Here is a 19,797-nt window from a genome sequence, read left to right as displayed (position 1 = left end):
CTCCCTTTCTGACATTAGAATCCCCGTCTGAATACACTTTCAAATGCTTCGGCATAGACCATACCGGCTTGTCCACCACGGTAAGCGGAAAGACCTTTAATAACTTCGTTACTTCTCGGATGAGGATAATCTCTCATAACTCCACGATATTGAGCAAGGGCTTCTATCTTTTTATCGACACTTAGTTCACCAACTTCAATAAAGGTATTTGGAGAAAACTGGTTCATCGCTTTATTTAATCCCCACTCAGTTGAAGATGGAACTTCCATGAAAAGAAGCTCTTTTAACGGCTTTACATCACTTCTTCTTTGGAATAATCTCACTGCGGCCTGGCAAGCAAGAGATGTATGTAGATGGTCATTATTTAAATCTGCTGGATGATGAGTAAATACTACATCCGCATTTGTTTCAAGAATTGCTTTCTCTATAAACTCAACAAGTTTTATATGTCCCGTATTGTTAAACTCTATGTTCGGAAAATGACCTTTAATGACTCTATCAACGCCAATTATATCCATAGAGTTATTCACATCCTCATCAAGTTCATTGGAAGAAGGGCGGAAATTTCTTGCATTCACTTCTCCCGATAATATACAAACATTCACTGAATATCCTTGTTTAGCAAGTTTGTACATTGTGGCTCCCGCTCCTAAAACCTCATCATCTGGATGCGCAACAACTATTAAATATGACAATTATATTCCCTCACTTTAATTTAAATTTATTGTTTGTGGTTTTTTAGTTGTCTAGTACTTGATTAGATTTTTAGCTTTTTCTATCCAACTACTAATCAACTAAACCTATTTATAAACTGGAAGCCCACCTAGTATGGGCTTCAATATTTAAATATTTCCACCTAACTAACTATTCACATTCACAAATCGCGTACCCTCAAAATCAAACGCATACACATTCCTGCATTTGGTTTAACTGTTGGATCGCATCCGTCAACTGAATTTCTCCACCAGCACCAGTTTCCTGTGTTTCCAAAAACTCAAAAATCTCCGGTGTTAAAATATAACGTCCCATAATTGCCAAATTAGAAGGAGCTGTACCTTGTCCTAGCTTTTCCGCAAAGTTACTTACTTGATAGCGTCTCCTTTGGCAATTGCTATCATCTCTTCTATTTGAGAGTCATGATTTTCTAACGGGTAATCTAGCCATCCTAAAAACTTGTTTCCTTCTAAGCTTCTTTTATGCATTTTTTCGTGAATACGTTGAACAGAGTCTTTTAATAGAAGTAATTCTTCCGGTTGAATAAATGACTTTAAATAACCTGTTTGTAGTTTCAATGTACTCATCTTATTCTCCGTTCCAAATCCTTCTATAAAAGTTTTTAACTCTAGCAAATTTTTAGTAGCTATTTTCATGCCATCATTCTCTTATTCATTAATTCGACATTCTTCCTATTAGCAATCCCTACTAGCGTCTCTTTCACTTCTAAAACCGGCATCTCCAGTAGGTTATCCAGCACATCCTCCAACTCCAGCTGACTAATTGGAGTAGCGCGTCCAATATGAATCTTTGGAAATACATAGCCATTTTGAATTTCATTTTCGTTCAAAAGTTCTTCAAACAACTTCTCGCCTGGCCGAATGCCTGAGAATTGGATGCCAATCTCGTTTGCTGCGTAACCAGAAAGCTTGATGAGATTTTTAGCTAGGTCCACAATTTTAACCGGTTCTCCCATGTCGAGGACGAATACTTCTCCGCCATTTGCAAGTGTTCCAGCTTGAATGACTAGTCGAGATGCTTCTGGTATGGTCATGAAATATCGTGTCATCTCTGGATCGGTTACGGTCACCGGTCCACCAGCAGCTATTTGTTTTTTAAATAGTGGTACTACGCTTCCGCGAGAACCAAGCACGTTTCCGAAGCGGACTGCTGCGAATTTCGTCTCACTTTCTTTTGCAAGATTCTGAACAATCATTTCAGCAAAGCGTTTGGTTGCACCCATGATATTCGGTGGGTTAACCGCTTTATCGGTTGAAATCATGACGAAATAGCCGACGCCAAACATATCTGCTGCTTCTGCTACATTTTTTGTACCAAAGATATTATTTTTGACTGCTTCCATCGGGTTTCCTTCCATTAAAGGAACATGTTTATGGGCTGCAGCATGGTAAATAACATCTGGTTTATATTCAGACATAATGTCAAAGATACGGTTTCGATCTTGAACATCTGCAATTATTGGAATTATTTCTGTGTTTGGTGAAACCTTTCGGCGCAATTCCATGTCTATTGTATAGATAGAATTTTCTCCGTGACCGAGTAGAATGAGTTGGCTTGGATCGAATCTTGCTACTTGACGACAAATTTCTGAACCTATGGAGCCGCCCGCTCCGGTTATGAGAATCTTTTTATTTGTCAATTTGGTAGAGATCAATTCTAAGTCTAGTTCTACTTCGTCGCGTCCGAGTAGGTCTTCTAATTTTACATCTCTAATTTCATTGACTGATACTTTACCAGTCAATAAGTCTTCAATAAGCGGCATGATTTGTGTATGTACTCCAGTGTCTAAGCACTGTTGCATTAGCATGGCACTCGTTGTTTTGTCGAGTGATGGGATGGCAATGATGATGTGTTCGATGTCCAAGTCTTTCACAGCATCTTGTATAATGTCTGTTCCACCCATTACTCGAATATTGAAGATTTCTAGACCTTTTTTCTTATAATCATCGTCTATAAAAGCTACTGGAACTAGTGGTGAATCCATGTTCTTCAGCAATTGACGAGCAATCATGGTGCCTGCTGATCCAGCCCCAATAATGAGCGTTCGCTTTTTTGCGCTATTTACTTTTTCTCCTGATATATATGTATCTCGGAACACTCTCCAAGAAAGCCTTGATCCTCCAATGAGTAACATATGTAGCATCCACGTAATGGATAATGCTCTATATAATATATCTCCTCGAATGATTTGTTGAACGATTGCTACTACAATAATGGATAACGTTACCGCTTTAAAGATGGATTCTAATTCTCTAATAGAAGCGTACTCCCACACCTTTCGATATAATCCAAAATACATTGCTAAGACATGATGTGCTATGAAAATAGTAATAGAGCTTGTTACTAAAAATGAATCTGTAAAAGGATTGTCGATTGGATGCAGTAAAAAGTATCCGATGAAGATAGAAAACAATACGATAACAGAATCGACAAAAACTAACAGCGACATTCTTTTTCCTAATGACACTATTACAACCCCATTCCCAAATAATACTTTCACCCTAATTATTATAGCATTTTTGGGATTTTATAGGGATTTTCTTAAACTATAATACTTACTAAATATTATAGTTTTAGGTATTTTTAATTACAAAAAAACTCCATCGGCGGGACTCCTCCATTATTCAGATAATTAAGACAAATAATTTTCTCCTATTTATGATAAATAGTTACATCGTTAAGCGAAAATATTCCACCATTTTGGTAATTGTAGGTCTTCTGGCTCTAATATGATGACTTCGCTATTTTCTACGATTCTTGCATTATTTTCGAGAAAAATGTCTACGGCATCTAATCTTTTATGTTTTTCTAAGTATCTTAATCCCCGGTCAAATTTATATGGTCTCGTTTTTAAATTATGTACATCTGAACCATATGTATGCACTAAGTTTGCATCAACTAACTGTAAGGATAGTTTTTGAATTCCTCTTCCAAAGTGCCCTGCTAAGCTTCCTGATGTAATTTGTGCAATCGCTCCATGATTAATCAGTTTCTTTAATCTACTTGGATTTTCTGCAATTGCTTTGTTTCTTTCCGGATGTGCAATAATGGGCAGTATGTCTTCTGATAATAATTGATGAATAATATCTGTCGTGTACTTTGGAATACCTTGCGAAGGGAGTTCAAGTAGTAGGTATTTAGATCCAGCAAGCGTATGAATTTTCTCTTCTTTTATTAACTCTACTAAATCATCTCTTAGTCTCGCTTCATGTCCGATATGTAATTTTAAAGGTAGTTGCTGTTCTGCTATTTCTTGTTGTAGCGTGAGCAGTTTTTCTTTTACTTCATGTGCTTCTGCATGGTATTGCGGATGGAACGCATGAGAGGTGGATATAATCTCCGTTATTCCTTCTTTTACTGCCTTCTCTAGCATTTGGATCGTCACTTCTTTTACACCTGGTCCATCGTCTACTCCATATAAAATGTGGCTATGTATATCTATCATTATCTAGATTCTCCTATTATTTAAAATTAAATTAACATAAAAAGAGAGTATAAAAGACACCTAAGTGCCTTTTTACTCTTCCGTTCCATAGTATTGGTAATAATAATGATCTTTTTCTAGTTTGAAGTTGTTGAGTACAGTTCCGATAATTTTCGCTTTTGAGGCTTCTAACAACTCTTTTGCTTTTAGCACACTATTTTTATCGGTTGCACCTGCACTAATCACAAGCACAGTTCCTTCACACTTATTCGCCAAAATTTGCGCATCTGTCACGGATAATACAGGAGGAGCATCAAAAATAACGAGGTCATAATGCTTTTTTAATTCCACAACCATTTCATCCATGGACTTGGAACTAAGCAATTCCGCCGGATTTGGAGGGATTGGTCCACTTGTAATGATGTGTAGATTTTCAATATCCGTCTCTTTCACTGCATCCATCACAGGTGTACTTTGCGCTAGTATATTGGACAGACCTATCGTGTTCGTTAAATGAAATGTATATTGGACAGTTGGTTTTCGCATATCTGCATCAATTAGAATCACTTTTTTTCCTTCTTGTGCAAACAAACAAGCTAAATTACCAGAAGAAGTTGACTTCCCTTCTGCTTGTACAGAAGATGTAAATAGTAAAGTAGTTAACTCTCCATCTGGTTTCGAGAAGTTAATGTTTGTACGAGCGATACGAAATTGTTCTGAAACAAAAGATTTTGGATCGGTTTTCACGATTAATTTACGGGCGACTTCTTTTAAGCTTTTAGTTTTTTTCGCCATACTTTACACTCGCTTTCGTCGGGACTTAATCTGACTCGTAACACTTACATCATTTATTTCTGGAATTGGGCTAATAAGTCCTAGTATTGGTAATTGAAGAATATCTTCAATATCTTGCTCATTTTTTATCGACGTATCTAAGTATTCTAGTAAGAATGCAATCCCCACTCCAAGCATTAATCCAATAACCGCTGCAATAGCCATGTTAAGAACAGGATTCGGTTTAATTGGCGATGGATTTTCTACATGCACTGCTGGTGACAGGATGTTTACGTTGTCGACTTTCATTAATTTTTGGATTTCTTCTTGGAACACTTGTGCAGTTGTATTAGCAATATCCACCGCTTTAAAAGGTTCAGGGTCTTCTACACTAATGTTCACTACTTGCGAATTTTGTGCATTCGTTACGGTGATTTTATCTGTTAGGGCTGCTGGTGTCGTGTCCAGATCTAGATTCTCGATTACTTTTGATAGAATAGCAGGGCTTTTAATAATTACGTTATATGTGTTAATCAACTGAAGATTCGTTTGTATGTCTTGGGAATTGAATTGTTGCTGCTCGATTTTTTGTTGATTGACAAGGATTTGTGTAGAAGCTTGATAGATTGGCGTCAAAAAGAAGTAGCTAATAACTCCAGCAATCATTACTACAACTGCGACCATACTGATAATCAATATAAGCCTTTTCCTCAATGTCTTAAATAATTCTTGTAAACTAATTGTTTCTTCCATATGTATTTGCTACCCCTTTACATCTCAAATATCTTCTTTACCAACAAATTCTAGTATAACATAAATATTACCTATTCTATTACAAATAATCTCAATTTTCTATTGAAAACGAGACATTTCTACAATTCATTTAGTACCAATTATATTTGTAAATTGTGGTATTATTTTGTTATGAATAAACTACTTGTTTTACTCTTTCTTGTGACTATTTTATTCCTATCTTCCGGTCAAACGTACGAGCAACAATCTCTTATACCTACACTTCAGGAAATGCTACCATATAAGCCATTGGAAACGCAGTTAGCGAAGCTGGAAATACCTTATTGGGGAAAAACAGTTTCTATTGAGCAGCGTGGATATTATCGATTTTTGGAGTTTATTATTCGGAAAGGTGCACATTTCTTTCTTTTTGGTTTTGTCGCAGTTGCCGTTTATTTCGTTTTACCAAAGAAGAGATTCCGAGTATTGCTTGCTGGTTTGTCCACTTTTATCATTGCTTGTACGGATGAGTATCGACAGTTGCTTACGGGAGGCCGGACTCCTACGTGGCATGATGTTTTTCTTGATATGTGCGGGGCTATTACGTTTTTAGGTGTTTTAGTTTTTATGGAATGGATACAAAAAATCCGTCGGGATCCCTCTGTAAAGTGAGTCCTAGCGGATTTTTTTGTATTTTAATTATTTGCCAAGGGCCTTGTTTAATAAACTATCTCTTCTTGCTTTTTTCGTCGCTTCGTATTCTTCTTTGAAGCTTTTTGCGTACGATTTATCAAAACCGTTTGCTACTAGGTCTTTTTCTACTGCTGCTAGTACGCCATAAAATACAGCATCCGTGCTTGTTTCTAAATCTTTTGCAGCAGCCATGTACTTATTGTAGAAGTATCCGAAATTGATACTTTCTCCGTTTGCTTTCTTGTCCTGATATTCGCCCTTTGCACGGCCGACAAGTGCGTTTATTTTCGAGTCTGCTTGGGCTTCTAAACCTTGAAGGGCAGGTATGTATTTTTCTTTAATCGAACCGACAGTTGGTGTCGTGGATGAGTTGGCTGTTGTTGAATCAGTTGATCCAGTTGAACTTGTTTGACTGGAAGATTGTGTTTGATCGTTAGCTTGTCCAACACTACCCGTTATTGAATGGCCTGCAGATACTGTCTTAGTATCCGTTGCTTTATCTTCTATAACTTTTCCATTTTCATCGATTGTAATCTTACTTCCATCCGGTAACTCCACTGTGTAAGGATCTGCCATAATCTCTGTTACCGCTTCATCGGCAACGTCATATTTTTTAAATTTAAATTCATATAGTAAATAGCTTCCTGCCCCAATAATAATGATTAAAGCTGTTAACAAAAATATTTTTAGCCTTCTTCTCTTTTTCATGGAATTCCCCTTTTTACTTAATCTTAGCATAAGTTTAGCATGAAGCATGTCGAATGAGTAGCTAAAATTGGAAAAATAGGATATTAGTTAATAAATTTTACTGGTTTGGTTATTTGGTTTTTAGTACTTATGTATTAGTTTTGTGGGGAGTGGGGTGATTTTGCTAAGTTCGGAGATGGTTATGCTGAGTTCGTTGAGAGTTATGTTGGATTCGAAGATGGTTATGATTAGTTCGTTGAGGGTTATGTTGGATTCAGTGACTTATTCTTAGTTCGTTGGGGGTTATGCTTACTTCGGGCGTATTGTGTGAGTGACTGGCACTCGAAGAAACACAAAAAACTCTTATGCCCCAAAGGACATAAGAGTTTTTTAATTGTATGAGTAACTGGCACTTACTTATTTCGCAAATACAAATGTGTAAGTACCATTTACAGGTTCATTGTCAAATGTTCCAGCTACAGTAAAGCTAATAGTTTTACCTTTAAGCAGGCTTAGTGGTGATCCTAATGTAATGTCGGTATTTGTAGTAAGTGCATTAATATCTTCCAGTGCTTCTTCTACTGCAGTATCAAAAGGAACATTAGTAGTGAAAGTTTTTACTATATCTACACCTTCGTATGGTATTGTAATACTTTTTAATGTAGCAATTGGAGAATACTTACCATGGATACTTCTCGCTAACCCTGTAAAGTTTGCAAAAGTACTATTAACATCAATTGTGACGTTAAAAGTATTCCCATTAGGCACTATTGATATTGTGTCATCTTTAGTATCAGCTGAAGTAAGTCCTTCAAGAATTGCTGCATCTAATTTTTGTTGAGCTGTTTGAGTAGGGGGTGTAACTGTACCGCCACCACCGCCGCCAGTTGAACCACCACCACCGCCGCCGCCTGCTGGTGGTGTTAATGCTGATGAGTCAGGATTTTTTACTCCACCGATTTGAGAGATGTTAGCTTTTACTGCTTCATAGTTTGTGATAACATCTGAAGCTTTTACACCAGCTGGTAATACAAGGTTTGTTATTTTAGTTGTTGCGCTAAGTGTTATTTTTGTAGAAGTATTTTTTACGTCTAATGTTGTAACATTCGCATTAACACTTACATCTTTTACTCCAGCAGCAATTGCAAGTTTTGAAATTGTAATTCCTGAAGCAGCTGTCACAGAAGCATCTGTCGTTACGGTTACATTTTTCACAGTACCTGTACCTTTAAGCTCAAGCTTCGCGCCTGATTGTGCAATGTCTACATCATTTAAAGTAGAGTTATTGAAAGTAATACTTGTACCATTTGCTACTGCAGCAAGGAATTGATTGTCTAAGCTTGCTACTAATGCTTTTTTATTAGATACAGTTGTTTTTCCTTTAACTGTCACTTTTTCAGCTGTAAAGCTAGTTTTTACTTCATTTCCAAGTTTCAAGTCACCTGTAACTGTAAGGTTTTTAAGGATAACTGAATCTCCACTAACTACTACATTGCCCGCTACTGATGCACCAGCACCATCAAGTGTAACTTTGTCTTTTGTAATATTTAATGATTCAATAGAAGTGATTGCTCCATCTTTCGCTGTGAATTTTAGTTTTGCACCAGCTAAAGCGTCCGCATTTGCTACATTTAATACTTTTTGTAGATCAGCAGAAAGTGTATATGTGCCAGAAGCAAGCTCGATTGAACCTTCTTTCAAACTTACAACTACCTCTCCAGTGTCTATTGCTTTTTCAGCACGAACAACGAAAGAAGCTAATTGCCCACGTTTAACCGCAGCGCCTGGATCGAAAGTTGTTGCAGTCGTTCCTTTCGTGATGTTGTGAGTTACTAGTGTTTGAACATATCCTTTGAACCAATGTGTTTCTTTTACATCTTTGAAAGAGTTACTGATTGTTTGTTCTTCTGGAAGATCAAACGCTAAAGCAATAATTTTCGCCATTTGACCACGTGTCAATGTATCACCAGGGCGATATGTATTGTCTTCAAATCCAGTGATAATACCAGCCTGAACAAGTGCAGCGATTGGACCATAATATTGGTTATCTGTTTTAATATCTTTGAAACCGGGATTTTTGACATCTTTTGTTTCTAATCCAATAGCAAGCGCGATAATTTTAGCTGCTTGTCCACGTGTAACTGTATTGTCTGGCTTGAAAGTACCATCTGCATATCCTTGAATGATTCCTTTTGCAGCTAAATCTAGTACAGTTTGATAGTGATCGCTAGTAGACTTAAGGTCTTTGAAACTAGTAGTTGCTGCATCTGAATTTACTGGAGCAAGCACTACCATAGCACCAGTTGCAACTGAAGTAGCAAGAGCGGCTTTGAATAGTTTTTGAGCCATTTTTGTATTTTTTTTCATTAAACTTCCTCCTTATTTCCCCAATAATATGATGATAATTGACTATACCATTTTATATTAACATATAATTCTCTATTTTTGTGCAAAATTTTCCATTAAATTAGCCTATATGAAAAAACCCCCTTGAGTCTAAAGAGACAGAAGGAGGTTTTTTGCTATTTATTCATTTACACAAGCTATCTACCTATTAAAATGTTTCTATTAAGAAATAAAGCATTTTTGCCGCTTGTGCACGTGTTGCGTTGTCTTTCGGTGCGAAAACAGTTTTGCCATTTTCGTCTTTTCCGCTAATGATGCCTAGCTCTGCTGCTAAGCCAAGGTACCAGTCACCCACACAAATTATCAAAATTGATCATGAAATTCTAAATATCAATAGTTTAGTAATAGTATGGATGACTAACACGCAGTTGAGTGTATCACTTCTTCCAAATAACGTTTGCCCACTCTGGATGGTCGATGAATGGGTTGCGGTTCCCTTGCCATTTTTGAATGACGTTGTTTCTGTTTCTTTCGAAATCATCCACTGGGTCCAGTTCGTTCCATTTTAGTAAAATTGAAAGCTTTCCATGGTATGGGTTTGTTCCATTATTTAGCTTTTCGTTTAATTCTAAATCTACTCGATCACCTTGTTCATAGCGAGTTGCCATGTAGAACAGGATACGTGCTACATCGCCTTTTACACGATTTGGTGGTTCAAATGAATTCGATGTTTTATAACATCCATTACAATTTTTCACAGGGCTGCCACCATTATCGAAGTCTAAATTACCTCGAGTGCTATTGATTGTAACGTCTGTTGGACGAAGGTGATGAATATCGGTTCCCGGCCCCATGCTCGTGCCGAAGTTTCCGTGTGATTTAGCCCAAGTGTGTTCACGGTTCCAATCTCCCACATCTCCACCATTTAAACTTTTAGAACGAGAAATTCCAGAATAGAACAAAATAACATTGCTCTTATTATTAGGATCTTCATCCGTTTCTTTCAATGCTTCCCATGCTCCGTCGTATGTAAGTTGTTTATGGTCATCGATAATTTCATGTAAAGCAACTTTTAACGCTAAACCTTCTTTGCCGATTGCTGTTTGGTAATAGGCATCCGTTGAGCCTGATTCCGCTGTAACTTTAACAGTAAACCTTGAAGTTACACTGTTTTTTCCATCGTTTGCTGTAACACCTACGATGTGGTCACCTGCTTCTAGATTCAGCGTTAATGTTGAAGTTGCGTAATTGATTGTTCCTTTAGTAGAAGTAAAAGTCAGCTTATCATTTTCAGGATCAGAGAAATGATCTGTTAATATGATAGAAATGGATTCTCCAGCTTTAATCGTTGCGTTAGGTATCTCTTTTTTCACTATAGGTGCTTTGTTGCCATTAGGTAAAGAAGGAACCTCAATGAGGTCCCCTTCCACATTTGTAATTTTAATTGTTTCTGCACTTGCACCGTTGATGAACTTAATGCTCTTGATATTTTCCGCACCGCGGATTTCTTTTACATTTGTTCCATCAATAATAACTTCTTTTACTTCAGTGCCTTTGAAGTCGACAATTGCACCTGCTTTGTTTGGATTAATCGTCACAGTTAGGTCTTTGAATCCAGCACCTGTAAGCTCAGCGTATTCTCCTTTTACGAAAACTCCTTCTGAAATGATAGAAGTTTCATCTACAGATACTGCAATACTTGGAGATGCCAGGTTTAATTTTTTTGTTGCGAAGCCTTTTAAGTTGTATACTTTTTCAGCTTCAATCGGTGCAACAACATCGCCAGCAAGTAAATCGATTTGAACCATTACTGGGTCATGGTCACTTGCACGTCCTGCCATATCTGTAAAGTCAGCATTGACATGAAGAATATCAATTTTTGTTTTAGCTGCTAAGTTGTTTGATACTAAAATATGATCTAGTACTTGAGAATTACCTTGGAATACATATGTGTAACGATCAGACGTTTCTACTTTGTTGATCATATTTGTCATGTGATCGCCTTCGTGGATTTTTAATGCTTCAGAGAATTGGAAGTCATTAAAGTCACCAAGAGATACAACGTTCGCATCTGGATTTTTTGTTTTAATGTCCTTAACAAAATTAGACACTAAGTTTGCAATTTCTTTACGTTGTGTTTCACTTCCATAGACAGGAGGTTGTTGTGAACCGAATAATGGAGTGTCTCCATTTTTTGAGTTCCAATGGTTCGCAATAACAACAACGCTTTCACCTTGGAATTCAAATTGTGCTGCTAATGGTTTACGACTGCTATTGAATGCAGCATTTGTTGGATCGATACGGCCAGGGTTTAACGTTAACTTCCCATTTTCGTAACCAACTGCTTCTGTTGCATTTCCAGCATTAATTCCTTCTGGTAAAGATACACGTTCAGGATTGTATAAGAAGCCCACACGGATATTAGCATTAGGTGCACCACCGTCTTGGTTGTTCACTGGGTCGATATTCAAATACTCATATTTCGGCCCGCCTGCATTTTCAATCTCAGTGATTAGCCTTTGATAACTTTGGTTTGCTTTTGAATCACCAGCATCTTGACCATTATTATCTTGAACTTCAGTCACTCCAACAATATCAGGACCTTGCATATCTTTTGCAATAGCTCTTGCTAATTTTTTTGCTTTATCAACTGTCGTTGACTGTGTGTTATTTGAGAAATTTTCTAAGTTATAAGAAGCAATCGTTAATTTGTCATCTTCTTTAACAATCTTTGTTTGTTCTGGTTTTGCTGTTCCTTTTGAATGCTTTTGGGTCATCTCATCTAAAGAAACGTAAATTTTATAGTTTTGGAATGAATAACCAACTACTCCATTGATCGTCCCTGTAAATTTATCACCAGTCGCCACTTCAAAATTACGCGCTGTATTGTTTGGCTCTAAACGGAATTGAATACGATCTGCGTTTTGGTTATCTTTTTCTAGCAAAATTCCACCTTGTAAAGAATTTGTATGTTTGCTTTCAAGAACTGTTACTATATCTCCGTGCTCTTGTGGAGCAACTGCTTTCACATTTCCAACTTCTACACGCATTCCTTCAATACTTTCCCAGAAATCAAGTGCGTCTACCTCTGGGTTAAATTGTGCTAGTTGATCACTGTCAATAGATTGAGTAGGTAGGTTAGTTTCGTCAATAATGATTGGTTTTGGCAATTCAACACCTGTTTGAACGACTTCCACTTTTCCACCTTGATCATTACGAACATTGATTTGCGTTGTTTTCATATCAGTTAATTGACGTTCGTTACCAGCATATCCATCATAAACATACTCACTTACTTTACCAGTAACGGATACTAAATCCCCTACTTGAATAGGCCAAGCATTATTTCCACTGTAAAGTAAAATTGCTTCAGACGTTTTTGCATCAGTATCAGCAAGTGCGTCTGGTGTTTGTATATGGTAGTAATTTGCAGTACCTAGTTTGAAAGAATATGTTACAACACCTTGTATATTTTCTACAGTTTGACCGTCAAATGATGATTTGTGGTTAGCCCCTTGAATGTCGTGGATTTGTAGGCTATCTGTGATTGTATAGTCAAATGTTGATACTTCACTTAATGTACCTTCTTGAGTTTTCACGATTGCCATAACTGTTGTGTTTTCTTTAATTTCAATTGGATTCACGTATTTAGTACTCTCTACAGTTGGTTCCGAACCATTTAGCGTGAAATAAATCTCAGCACCTGCTGTAGTTGTAGATAATGTTACAGTTGTACTTCCAACAAATGTTCCACTACCTGGAGTTGCAACTGCTGGTTTTATTACGGAGCTATCCTCCACGATATCTTGAGTAGAGCGTGGAATGATTTGATAAGTCCCATTAAACTCTTGAACGATACCTGTGATTGACTCGTATGTTGAACCAGCTACTAATCCTAAGTTACTATTCTCATCACGAACAGTAAATGTAGTACCAGCTGCATCCGTACCTGTATAGTTCTGAGATGCTCCTGAAATTGTTACATTATTTACTGTTGCTAACTTTGATTCGTTCGTTTCGTTAAGTTGTGCACCAGTAAGTACTTCTGGATTTGGCACTGTTTTTGATACTGGGGTACCCACCAGTGTTCCTGTTAGTTGCAATAAACCATTATATTCACCTAATGAACCGTCAACCGTAATTTCATCACCAAGTTGAACATTGAGAGATGTTGGACGAACTGCAATTGCTGCTGATTCATCTTGAATATGAATCGTGTTTTTTAATTTCGCTGTTACGATACCTTTTACCGTTACTTCACCAGTTTTCTGCGCACGTGCATCAGCGATTGACATTACTTCAACAGGTGTTTCTGGATCTGCTGCAGCTACTTGTCCTGTTGCTTCACTTGTAATAGATGACTCCTCGTCACCACTAATGGTAACTTTGATAAATTTACTTTCTTGTTCTGCAGCTAATACTAATGTTGCATTTGTAGCTCCATCAATATTTGTGTAAGTGCCTTCTGCTGTATCAGCTACTTGCCATTGATACTTTACATTTGTTGCTCCTTCATTTGCTGAAGCAGTTAAAGTTTCTCCTACTTTAGCCGTTCCAGTGATTGTAGCTGAAGTTACTGCTACTGGATCAGTTGGATCTGGATCTGTTGAGCCGTCCATATCGTGGGAGCCAATATAAGTTAACGTATCTTTTGGATAACCAATCCATTCTGTAGCTGGATCAAATGCATCATTAGGATTCGTATCACCAGATGTAATAGAACTTTTTCTAACAAGTGTAAAGTCGGCTGTTTTTATAGTTGTTCCCCATGAAGTCCCAGGGTCTACACCTACTTGTCCAAAGGAATCAACGACTTCATTTGCTTTTTTTAGAACGATTGCATCATCGCCGTTAAAATTAATTACGTTTGAATCTACTTGATTACCTTTACTTTTAATATCAGCATGTGCATCTTTATGATTAATAACATAGGTTTTCCCGTGATCTAATGAACCTGTTAGATTTACTTTTAATGGTGAAGAAGCGTTACCATTCATATAACCTTCTAAAGAGTAGGCACTTAAATCAACAGCTTTTCCTGTCCCGTTGTAAAGTTCAATAGCCTTATTAAAATTTCCACCCTCAATATACTCCGAAATAATCAAATCGGTTGCACTTGTAGCAGCTACAGCTTTTGTTGGCATCGCTGGCAGTACTAGACTTGCTATTAAACTAGCAGATAGAAAAGCATTTATTGGCTTTTTCCAATTCCTTTTACTCATCTAAATAATTCTCCTTTTTAGTTAGGGATTTTTAGCAAAACAAACGATTTAACAAAGCCTTCAAACCTTAGGTAGAAGGCTTTGCATAAAATAATTAAAGATTTATTTCTCCATCTACGTTCAATCCATTAAAGTTAAAATCTTTTCCGTTAAGTCCTGAAAGATCTACATTTCCTTTAACTACAATGTTTGTAATTGAGAACGTATCTTTTTGGGTACCAGTCAGTATCAAGTTTCCTTTAATAACTGCATGTTCAAGTTTTTCAGCATCTGTAACAGATACTGTAACGTTCCCCTCATAGACTTTTGGTGCATCAACTGTACCAGAGAAGTTTTCAGCAGGAATATCAACTGCACCAACTCCAAATTCATAAACTGCAACTGTTCCAGAAACTTCATGCGTTGCAGCTAATAGAGCCTTACCAGTAGGGCTTTCAGAAGCCGGGATAAATTGTAATCCTTCAGGAGAAACATCGCCAGCAGCATCAAGAGAGAAGTCGCGGCTTGAAATCAATGTAACAAATTCAGGTGCTGCTACATTTGTTAAATCATAAACCATAATTCCGCTGTATCGCTCTAGAGCAATAAATGCATACATTTTTCCATCGACTTCACCAACAACTGCTGTTTCTGGCTCTGGTCCTTTATCATCACTTCGATTATCTACTTTAACCGCATCGTGACTAGTGTTGAAATATTGTGGAGTTTTTTCAGCAATAATTTGTTCAAACTCACTACCACTGTCGAATACCTGCTTCATTGATGCTGCATCAAAAATAGAGAAGCTACGGCCACCATAACCATAGATTGCGTCATATTCTGTGCCTTCTTCGTTTAATCCATTTTCAATCGTTACTTTATAGCCAGCTAAAGTTGTTAAGTCAAATGCGTCTAATTCTGATTGCGTGTAGTTTTTGTAATTAGCAGCTTTTAATTTAATCGGCAATTCTAACTTTCCTAATTCTTCTACTTCTGAGTATCCACCGTCATCAGCATAATCACGAGAATCACCTTCGTTTGGTGTAATGATATAGGTTTTATCAGCCACCGTGAATGTATCAACCGCATCTGGCATATGGAAAGTAAGAATTGGTTGTTTTAAGATGTCAGCTTTTTTGTCATCTTTATTTGCATCCATTTCATTTCCTTCTATAGAATGGTCAATAACTCCAAGACCTTTTACATGTAAAATTTCGTTATTTACGAGATCCACTGTCGCAATTGCATTGTTTTCTTGTAAAGTGACATAAGCAGTTTTGCTATCCTCTGAAACCGTTACGTATTCAGGTTCTAGTTGCTCTAGGATGGAAGCCCCTTTATAAGAAGTACGAACGTTTTCATCCAACATAGCCTCTGTAAAATTAAGTGTTGTTGCAGTTAATGATGTTACATCAATAACTGAAATAGAACCTTTTGGATCAATAGTTGTATCCATATTTGGCTCACCTTCATTTGCAACAATTGCTTTTGTTCCGTCTGGAGTGAATGTCACCATGTCTGGTAGTGCTCCAACTTTAACATGTTTCACATATTTTCCGTCTTTCGTTGCAAACACGATATAACCAGGGTCTGTTTTTTCTCCATATGCAGCAATGGCAATTAAATCTGCTGTTGGATGAGAAGCGATACTTGTAATGTTCTTAACTCCTGGGATTCCGTAATCCTCAATAACAACACGTTTAGTAGAATCAACTTGTTTAAACTCTCCAGATTTTACATCTGCAAAAGTTAGGATATCAAACCCACCAATTGCTCCATTTGTAACAAAAGCTTTTTTAGAATTTTTATCAAATGCCAATATCTCTGTTCCCGTTGATCCTTGACCACTGTCATAGCGAGCTACTTGAGAAACTCCTAATTTCTCTGGGTTAGAGTTATAAAGTGGTGGTGCAGTTGTTGGAACTGGTGCTGGAGTTGTACCTGGATCTTCCACTATTACTGGTTCTGTTGGAGCTTTAACGTCTACGATACGTCCTTCTATTTCGGTCGGGATATCATTTTTCACAGCAATTAAGTGGTCTTTAAGGTTTTCCCAATCTGATAAACCGAGGTCTGTTACACGACCTTCTGTATATGCTTTTGCAAGTACTGTATAACCGTCGCCACCTTTTGCAGTGAATGCGTTTGTTGCGATTGTGTATTTCGTTTCATCGTCTTCTAAGTCTATTTCAGTGTACGAATCATTTCCGCTTTTATATGAAATTGAAACGACACGTTCTCCTTCTTGTGTGACAACACCTTTGTTATCTACAATTCTTCCTTTTTTAGATGAATCGAATTCTACTTTTGCACCTGAAACGTGTAAGAAGCCTCCATTTTCTTTTGGATATTGACTCACACTAATTTCGAATGCTTCTTTAAGCTCTGCACCTGTTACTTCCATTGTTGCTAATGTGTTACCAAACGGAAGTACTGTAATTACTTCACCTACTGTGATTGGACCGGCATCAATAGCAGCCCGAATTCCTCCACCATTTTGGAATGCCATGATTACATTTTTGCCTTTTACATATTCTTGCGCTTTTGCAAGCATACCATCTGTAATTAAATTCCCTAGAATAGTTTCACTAACTCTTACACTTGTTCCCGGTACATAATCTTTATCCGATGTTCTTGGACTTAAAAGTGCTTTATCAAGTGTTACTCCAATTTCTTTTTTATTTACAGCTTCGATTTGATCCTTATAAGGTTTTAAGAGCTTAACTGCATCAGCATCTTCTGCTTTAGCTTTTGTCTCAATTAACTTTCCTGCATGTCCTACTACGACACCATTTTTATCGAATTCAACATCTAAAGTACCAAGATAATCTGCATACTGATATGCTTGTACAATAATTGTTTTGTCTTTCGTTGCACCAGTTTCATCTTTGTCTATAACTACAGGAACATTTAATTGTGTATGGCTATGTCCGCCAACAATAACGTCAATGCCATCGACTTTTGCAGCTAGTTCTTGATCATTGTCCATAGCGGCATTATCATCAAAACCAATATGTGTAAGTGCTACAATTTTGTTAATACCCATTGCTTCAAATTCAGCAACCATCTTTTCGGCATCTTCAATATAATTTGAGAATGTAATTTTTCCTGGACTTGCAATGTCTTTCGTTTCAGCAGTTGTAAGTCCAAAGATACCGACTTTTTCTCCGTTTACTTCTTTTACAATTCCTGTGTAAATATTCCCGTTTTCAGGTGTTGTAGGTATTTTCGTATTAAATAAACCAGTGAATTTGTCATCTTTTGAAAAATCTACGTTTGCGGAAACAAGCGGGAATTTTGCTGCTTTAATGAAATCAACCAATGCTTGATGACCTTCAGGAGATGAGCCAAGATCAAACTCATGGTTACCGAATGTCATAGCGTCTACTTTCATTAAATTCATAAACTCTAAGTCTGCTTTGCCTAAGAATTCATTAAAATACAAAGTACCAGAGAAAACATCCCCTGCATTTAATAGCAATGCATCCGGTTTAACTGAGCGTACTTCTTTTACTGCTGTAACAAGCTTTGGTGCTTTGTCTGTATTCGCATGTATATCATTTACGTGCATGATAGACAGATTAAAGTTTTCATCGTCAGGTTTCGGTGATGGATTATTTTCGTTATCGTTATCATCGTTACCACTATTTCCATCACCATTAGAAGGTGGTGTCACTGGTTTTGCATCAGGATTTGATTTGCCATTGATGTTTTCGACGTTTGCTTTTACTTTGTCATAGTTTTGAATGACATCTTTCGCATCTGTTCCTGCTGGAAGCGAGATATTCCCTACTTTTGTTCCGGTCCCTAGAGTAAGTTTAGTACCTTTTGAATCTACGTTTAATTTGCTAACATTTGCATTGATTGTTACTTGAGTAGCGCCAGCTAGAAGTTTAACTTCAGGTAATGTGATGGTTTTATCTGCTTTAATTTCCACATTGGATCCAACGTTGATCGTTTTTGCTGAAGTAGTACCTTTTGCTTCTAATACAGAACCGGCCTTCGATAACTCGACCGTACCAAGTTTGGAGTTATTGAAAACAGTTGATGAAGGAGCAATTGCTGCAACAGGAGTTAAACTAGCAATATTGTTATTTTTTGCAACTGCATTCTCAGAGATAATAGTTTTCCCTATGACTGTAATTGCATCACCTAGGAAACTATTTTTTACTGCATTTCCGATAATTAAATCATTGTTAATCGTAAGGTTTTTTACGGAAACAAAGTCACCATTCACTGTAAGATTCCCAGCAAAATTGGAGCCCTTTCCATCAAGTACAAGATTGCTATTTGCAGTTCCACTTTCTTTGATTTCAATAGAACTAACTTCTGTAATCTCGTTGTTTTTCACTGTGTATTTAACCTTGGCACCTTTTAACACAGCTAAATTGGATTCGTTGAATATGTTTTGTAAGCTTGTATTTACTGCATACGTACCGGTCGATAGTTTTAGTTCATTTTTGGAAATATCGATTACTTCAACAGCTTGTTGTTTAGCAGCTGCTTCTGCTCTATTAATAAAGGAAGCTACTTGTCCACGTGTTACATGTGCATTTGGTTCAAATGTAGTAGCTGTTTTCCCTGTTGTAATTTCATATTTATATAAGGTTTGAATATAATTTGCAAACCATTGTTTATCGTTAATATCTTTAAATGGTAAGTTTGAAAGTTTCTCTTCTTCTAAGTCAAAACCAACTACTAGCATTTGCGCGATATGTGCACGAGTTAAATTTCCATTTGGCTTAAATGTTTGATCTTCGTACCCTTTAATGATTCCCGCATCTACAAGCGCAGCGATATGACCAAAGTAAGGGTTGTTTTTACTCACATCTTTAAATCCAGGATCTTTTACATTTTTAGTGTCTAAGCCTAATGCTAGGGAAATTATTTTCGCAGCATGTGCTCTACTAATGTTTTCTCCTGGTTTAAAGGTACCATCTTCGTATCCGCTTATTATTCCTCTAGATGTTAGGTCTTTCACACTTTCGTAAAAATGCTGATGCTCTTTTACATCTGTGAAGGAAATTCCTTGTGCCTCTGCAACGTTTATACTTGATGGTACGGCCGCGACAAGTGTTCCAGCAGCCAATGTTGTTGCCAGCACCGCTTTATACGTCTTTTGTCGTAGTTTCTTGCTTTCTTTCATTTCCCATCCTCCTAGTTATCTGATACTCTTGCAAAAACCATTCTAACATTTACCAATAT

Annotated in this window: 12 protein-coding genes and 1 pseudogene; 1 reads left to right on the top strand and 12 read right to left on the bottom strand. The window is 37.1% G+C overall.

The window, feature by feature from the left end; translation table 11 throughout:
* Positions 1–14 precede the first annotated feature (14 nt).
* The 7 genes and pseudogenes from MHB48_RS03725 to MHB48_RS03695 form a co-directional block, all read right to left on the bottom strand.
* The gene (locus MHB48_RS03725; RefSeq protein ID WP_342600216.1) at positions 15–695 is read right to left on the bottom strand and encodes a PIG-L deacetylase family protein; all 681 of its coding nucleotides are present in this window, start codon (positions 693–695) and stop codon (positions 15–17) included.
* Positions 696–878: 183 nt separating this feature from the next.
* A pseudogene (locus tag MHB48_RS03720) lies at positions 879–1,098 on the bottom strand (sugar phosphate nucleotidyltransferase); the annotation flags it as partial.
* Complete coding sequence (locus MHB48_RS03715; RefSeq protein WP_342600215.1) at positions 1,083–1,370, bottom strand: hypothetical protein; 288 nt, start codon at positions 1,368–1,370, stop codon at positions 1,083–1,085. The gene MHB48_RS03715 and the pseudogene MHB48_RS03720, both read right to left, overlap by 16 nt.
* Positions 1,367–3,202: a nucleoside-diphosphate sugar epimerase/dehydratase gene (locus tag MHB48_RS03710; RefSeq protein WP_342600214.1), complete on the bottom strand. Its 1,836-nt coding sequence runs from the start codon at positions 3,200–3,202 to the stop codon at positions 1,367–1,369. The genes MHB48_RS03715 and MHB48_RS03710 overlap by 4 nt, the downstream gene beginning before the upstream one ends.
* A gap of 210 nt (positions 3,203–3,412) precedes the next feature.
* A complete protein-coding gene (locus MHB48_RS03705; RefSeq protein WP_342600213.1) occupies positions 3,413–4,180 on the bottom strand; it encodes a CpsB/CapC family capsule biosynthesis tyrosine phosphatase in 768 nt (255 codons plus the stop codon).
* Between the two features lie 72 nt (positions 4,181–4,252).
* Complete coding sequence (locus MHB48_RS03700; RefSeq protein WP_342600212.1) at positions 4,253–4,954, bottom strand: CpsD/CapB family tyrosine-protein kinase; 702 nt, start codon at positions 4,952–4,954, stop codon at positions 4,253–4,255.
* 3 nt (positions 4,955–4,957) lie between these two features.
* Entirely contained in the window at positions 4,958–5,686 is a 729-nt protein-coding gene (locus tag MHB48_RS03695) for a Wzz/FepE/Etk N-terminal domain-containing protein (RefSeq protein WP_342600211.1), read from the bottom strand.
* A gap of 171 nt (positions 5,687–5,857) precedes the next feature.
* Between MHB48_RS03695 and MHB48_RS03690 the strand changes: the two genes are divergently transcribed.
* Positions 5,858–6,337, top strand: a complete 480-nt coding sequence (locus tag MHB48_RS03690) for a VanZ family protein (RefSeq protein WP_342600210.1) — start codon at positions 5,858–5,860, stop codon at positions 6,335–6,337.
* Positions 6,338–6,364: 27 nt separating this feature from the next.
* On the opposite strand, the gene MHB48_RS03685 is transcribed toward MHB48_RS03690, so the two are convergent.
* The 5 genes from MHB48_RS03685 to MHB48_RS03665 form a co-directional block, all read right to left on the bottom strand.
* The gene (locus tag MHB48_RS03685) at positions 6,365–7,066 is read right to left on the bottom strand and encodes a hypothetical protein (RefSeq protein WP_342600209.1); all 702 of its coding nucleotides are present in this window, start codon (positions 7,064–7,066) and stop codon (positions 6,365–6,367) included.
* A 396-nt stretch (positions 7,067–7,462) separates the two neighbouring features.
* Positions 7,463–9,412, bottom strand: a complete 1,950-nt coding sequence (locus MHB48_RS03680; protein WP_342600208.1) for an S-layer homology domain-containing protein — start codon at positions 9,410–9,412, stop codon at positions 7,463–7,465.
* A 187-nt stretch (positions 9,413–9,599) separates the two neighbouring features.
* Positions 9,600–9,746, bottom strand: coding sequence for an S-layer homology domain-containing protein (locus MHB48_RS03675; protein ID WP_342600207.1), 147 nt, complete (start codon positions 9,744–9,746; stop codon positions 9,600–9,602).
* An 82-nt stretch (positions 9,747–9,828) separates the two neighbouring features.
* Positions 9,829–14,613, bottom strand: a complete 4,785-nt coding sequence (locus tag MHB48_RS03670; protein ID WP_342600206.1) for an endonuclease — start codon at positions 14,611–14,613, stop codon at positions 9,829–9,831.
* Between the two features lie 94 nt (positions 14,614–14,707).
* The gene (locus MHB48_RS03665) at positions 14,708–19,738 is read right to left on the bottom strand and encodes a choice-of-anchor I family protein (RefSeq protein ID WP_342600205.1); all 5,031 of its coding nucleotides are present in this window, start codon (positions 19,736–19,738) and stop codon (positions 14,708–14,710) included.
* Positions 19,739–19,797 lie beyond the last annotated feature (59 nt).

Source organism: Psychrobacillus sp. FSL H8-0483 (assembly GCF_038637725.1).
GTDB lineage: Bacteria > Bacillota > Bacilli > Bacillales_A > Planococcaceae > Psychrobacillus.
Note: the sequence above shows the minus strand (reverse complement) of the source record. Positions and strands in the feature narration are given on the sequence as shown.

Coding starts and splice junctions, on each gene's coding strand:
- MHB48_RS03715 (WP_342600215.1), bottom strand. CDS start 1,370: ATGAAAATAGCTACTAAAAATTTGCTAGAGTTAAAAACTTTTATAGAA.
- MHB48_RS03705 (WP_342600213.1), bottom strand. CDS start 4,180: ATGATAGATATACATAGCCACATTTTATATGGAGTAGACGATGGACCA.
- MHB48_RS03700 (WP_342600212.1), bottom strand. CDS start 4,954: ATGGCGAAAAAAACTAAAAGCTTAAAAGAAGTCGCCCGTAAATTAATC.
- MHB48_RS03695 (WP_342600211.1), bottom strand. CDS start 5,686: ATGGAAGAAACAATTAGTTTACAAGAATTATTTAAGACATTGAGGAAA.
- MHB48_RS03690 (WP_342600210.1), top strand. CDS start 5,858: ATGAATAAACTACTTGTTTTACTCTTTCTTGTGACTATTTTATTCCTA.
- MHB48_RS03685 (WP_342600209.1), bottom strand. CDS start 7,066: ATGAAAAAGAGAAGAAGGCTAAAAATATTTTTGTTAACAGCTTTAATC.
- MHB48_RS03680 (WP_342600208.1), bottom strand. CDS start 9,412: ATGAAAAAAAATACAAAAATGGCTCAAAAACTATTCAAAGCCGCTCTT.
- MHB48_RS03670 (WP_342600206.1), bottom strand. CDS start 14,613: ATGAGTAAAAGGAATTGGAAAAAGCCAATAAATGCTTTTCTATCTGCT.
- MHB48_RS03665 (WP_342600205.1), bottom strand. CDS start 19,738: ATGAAAGAAAGCAAGAAACTACGACAAAAGACGTATAAAGCGGTGCTG.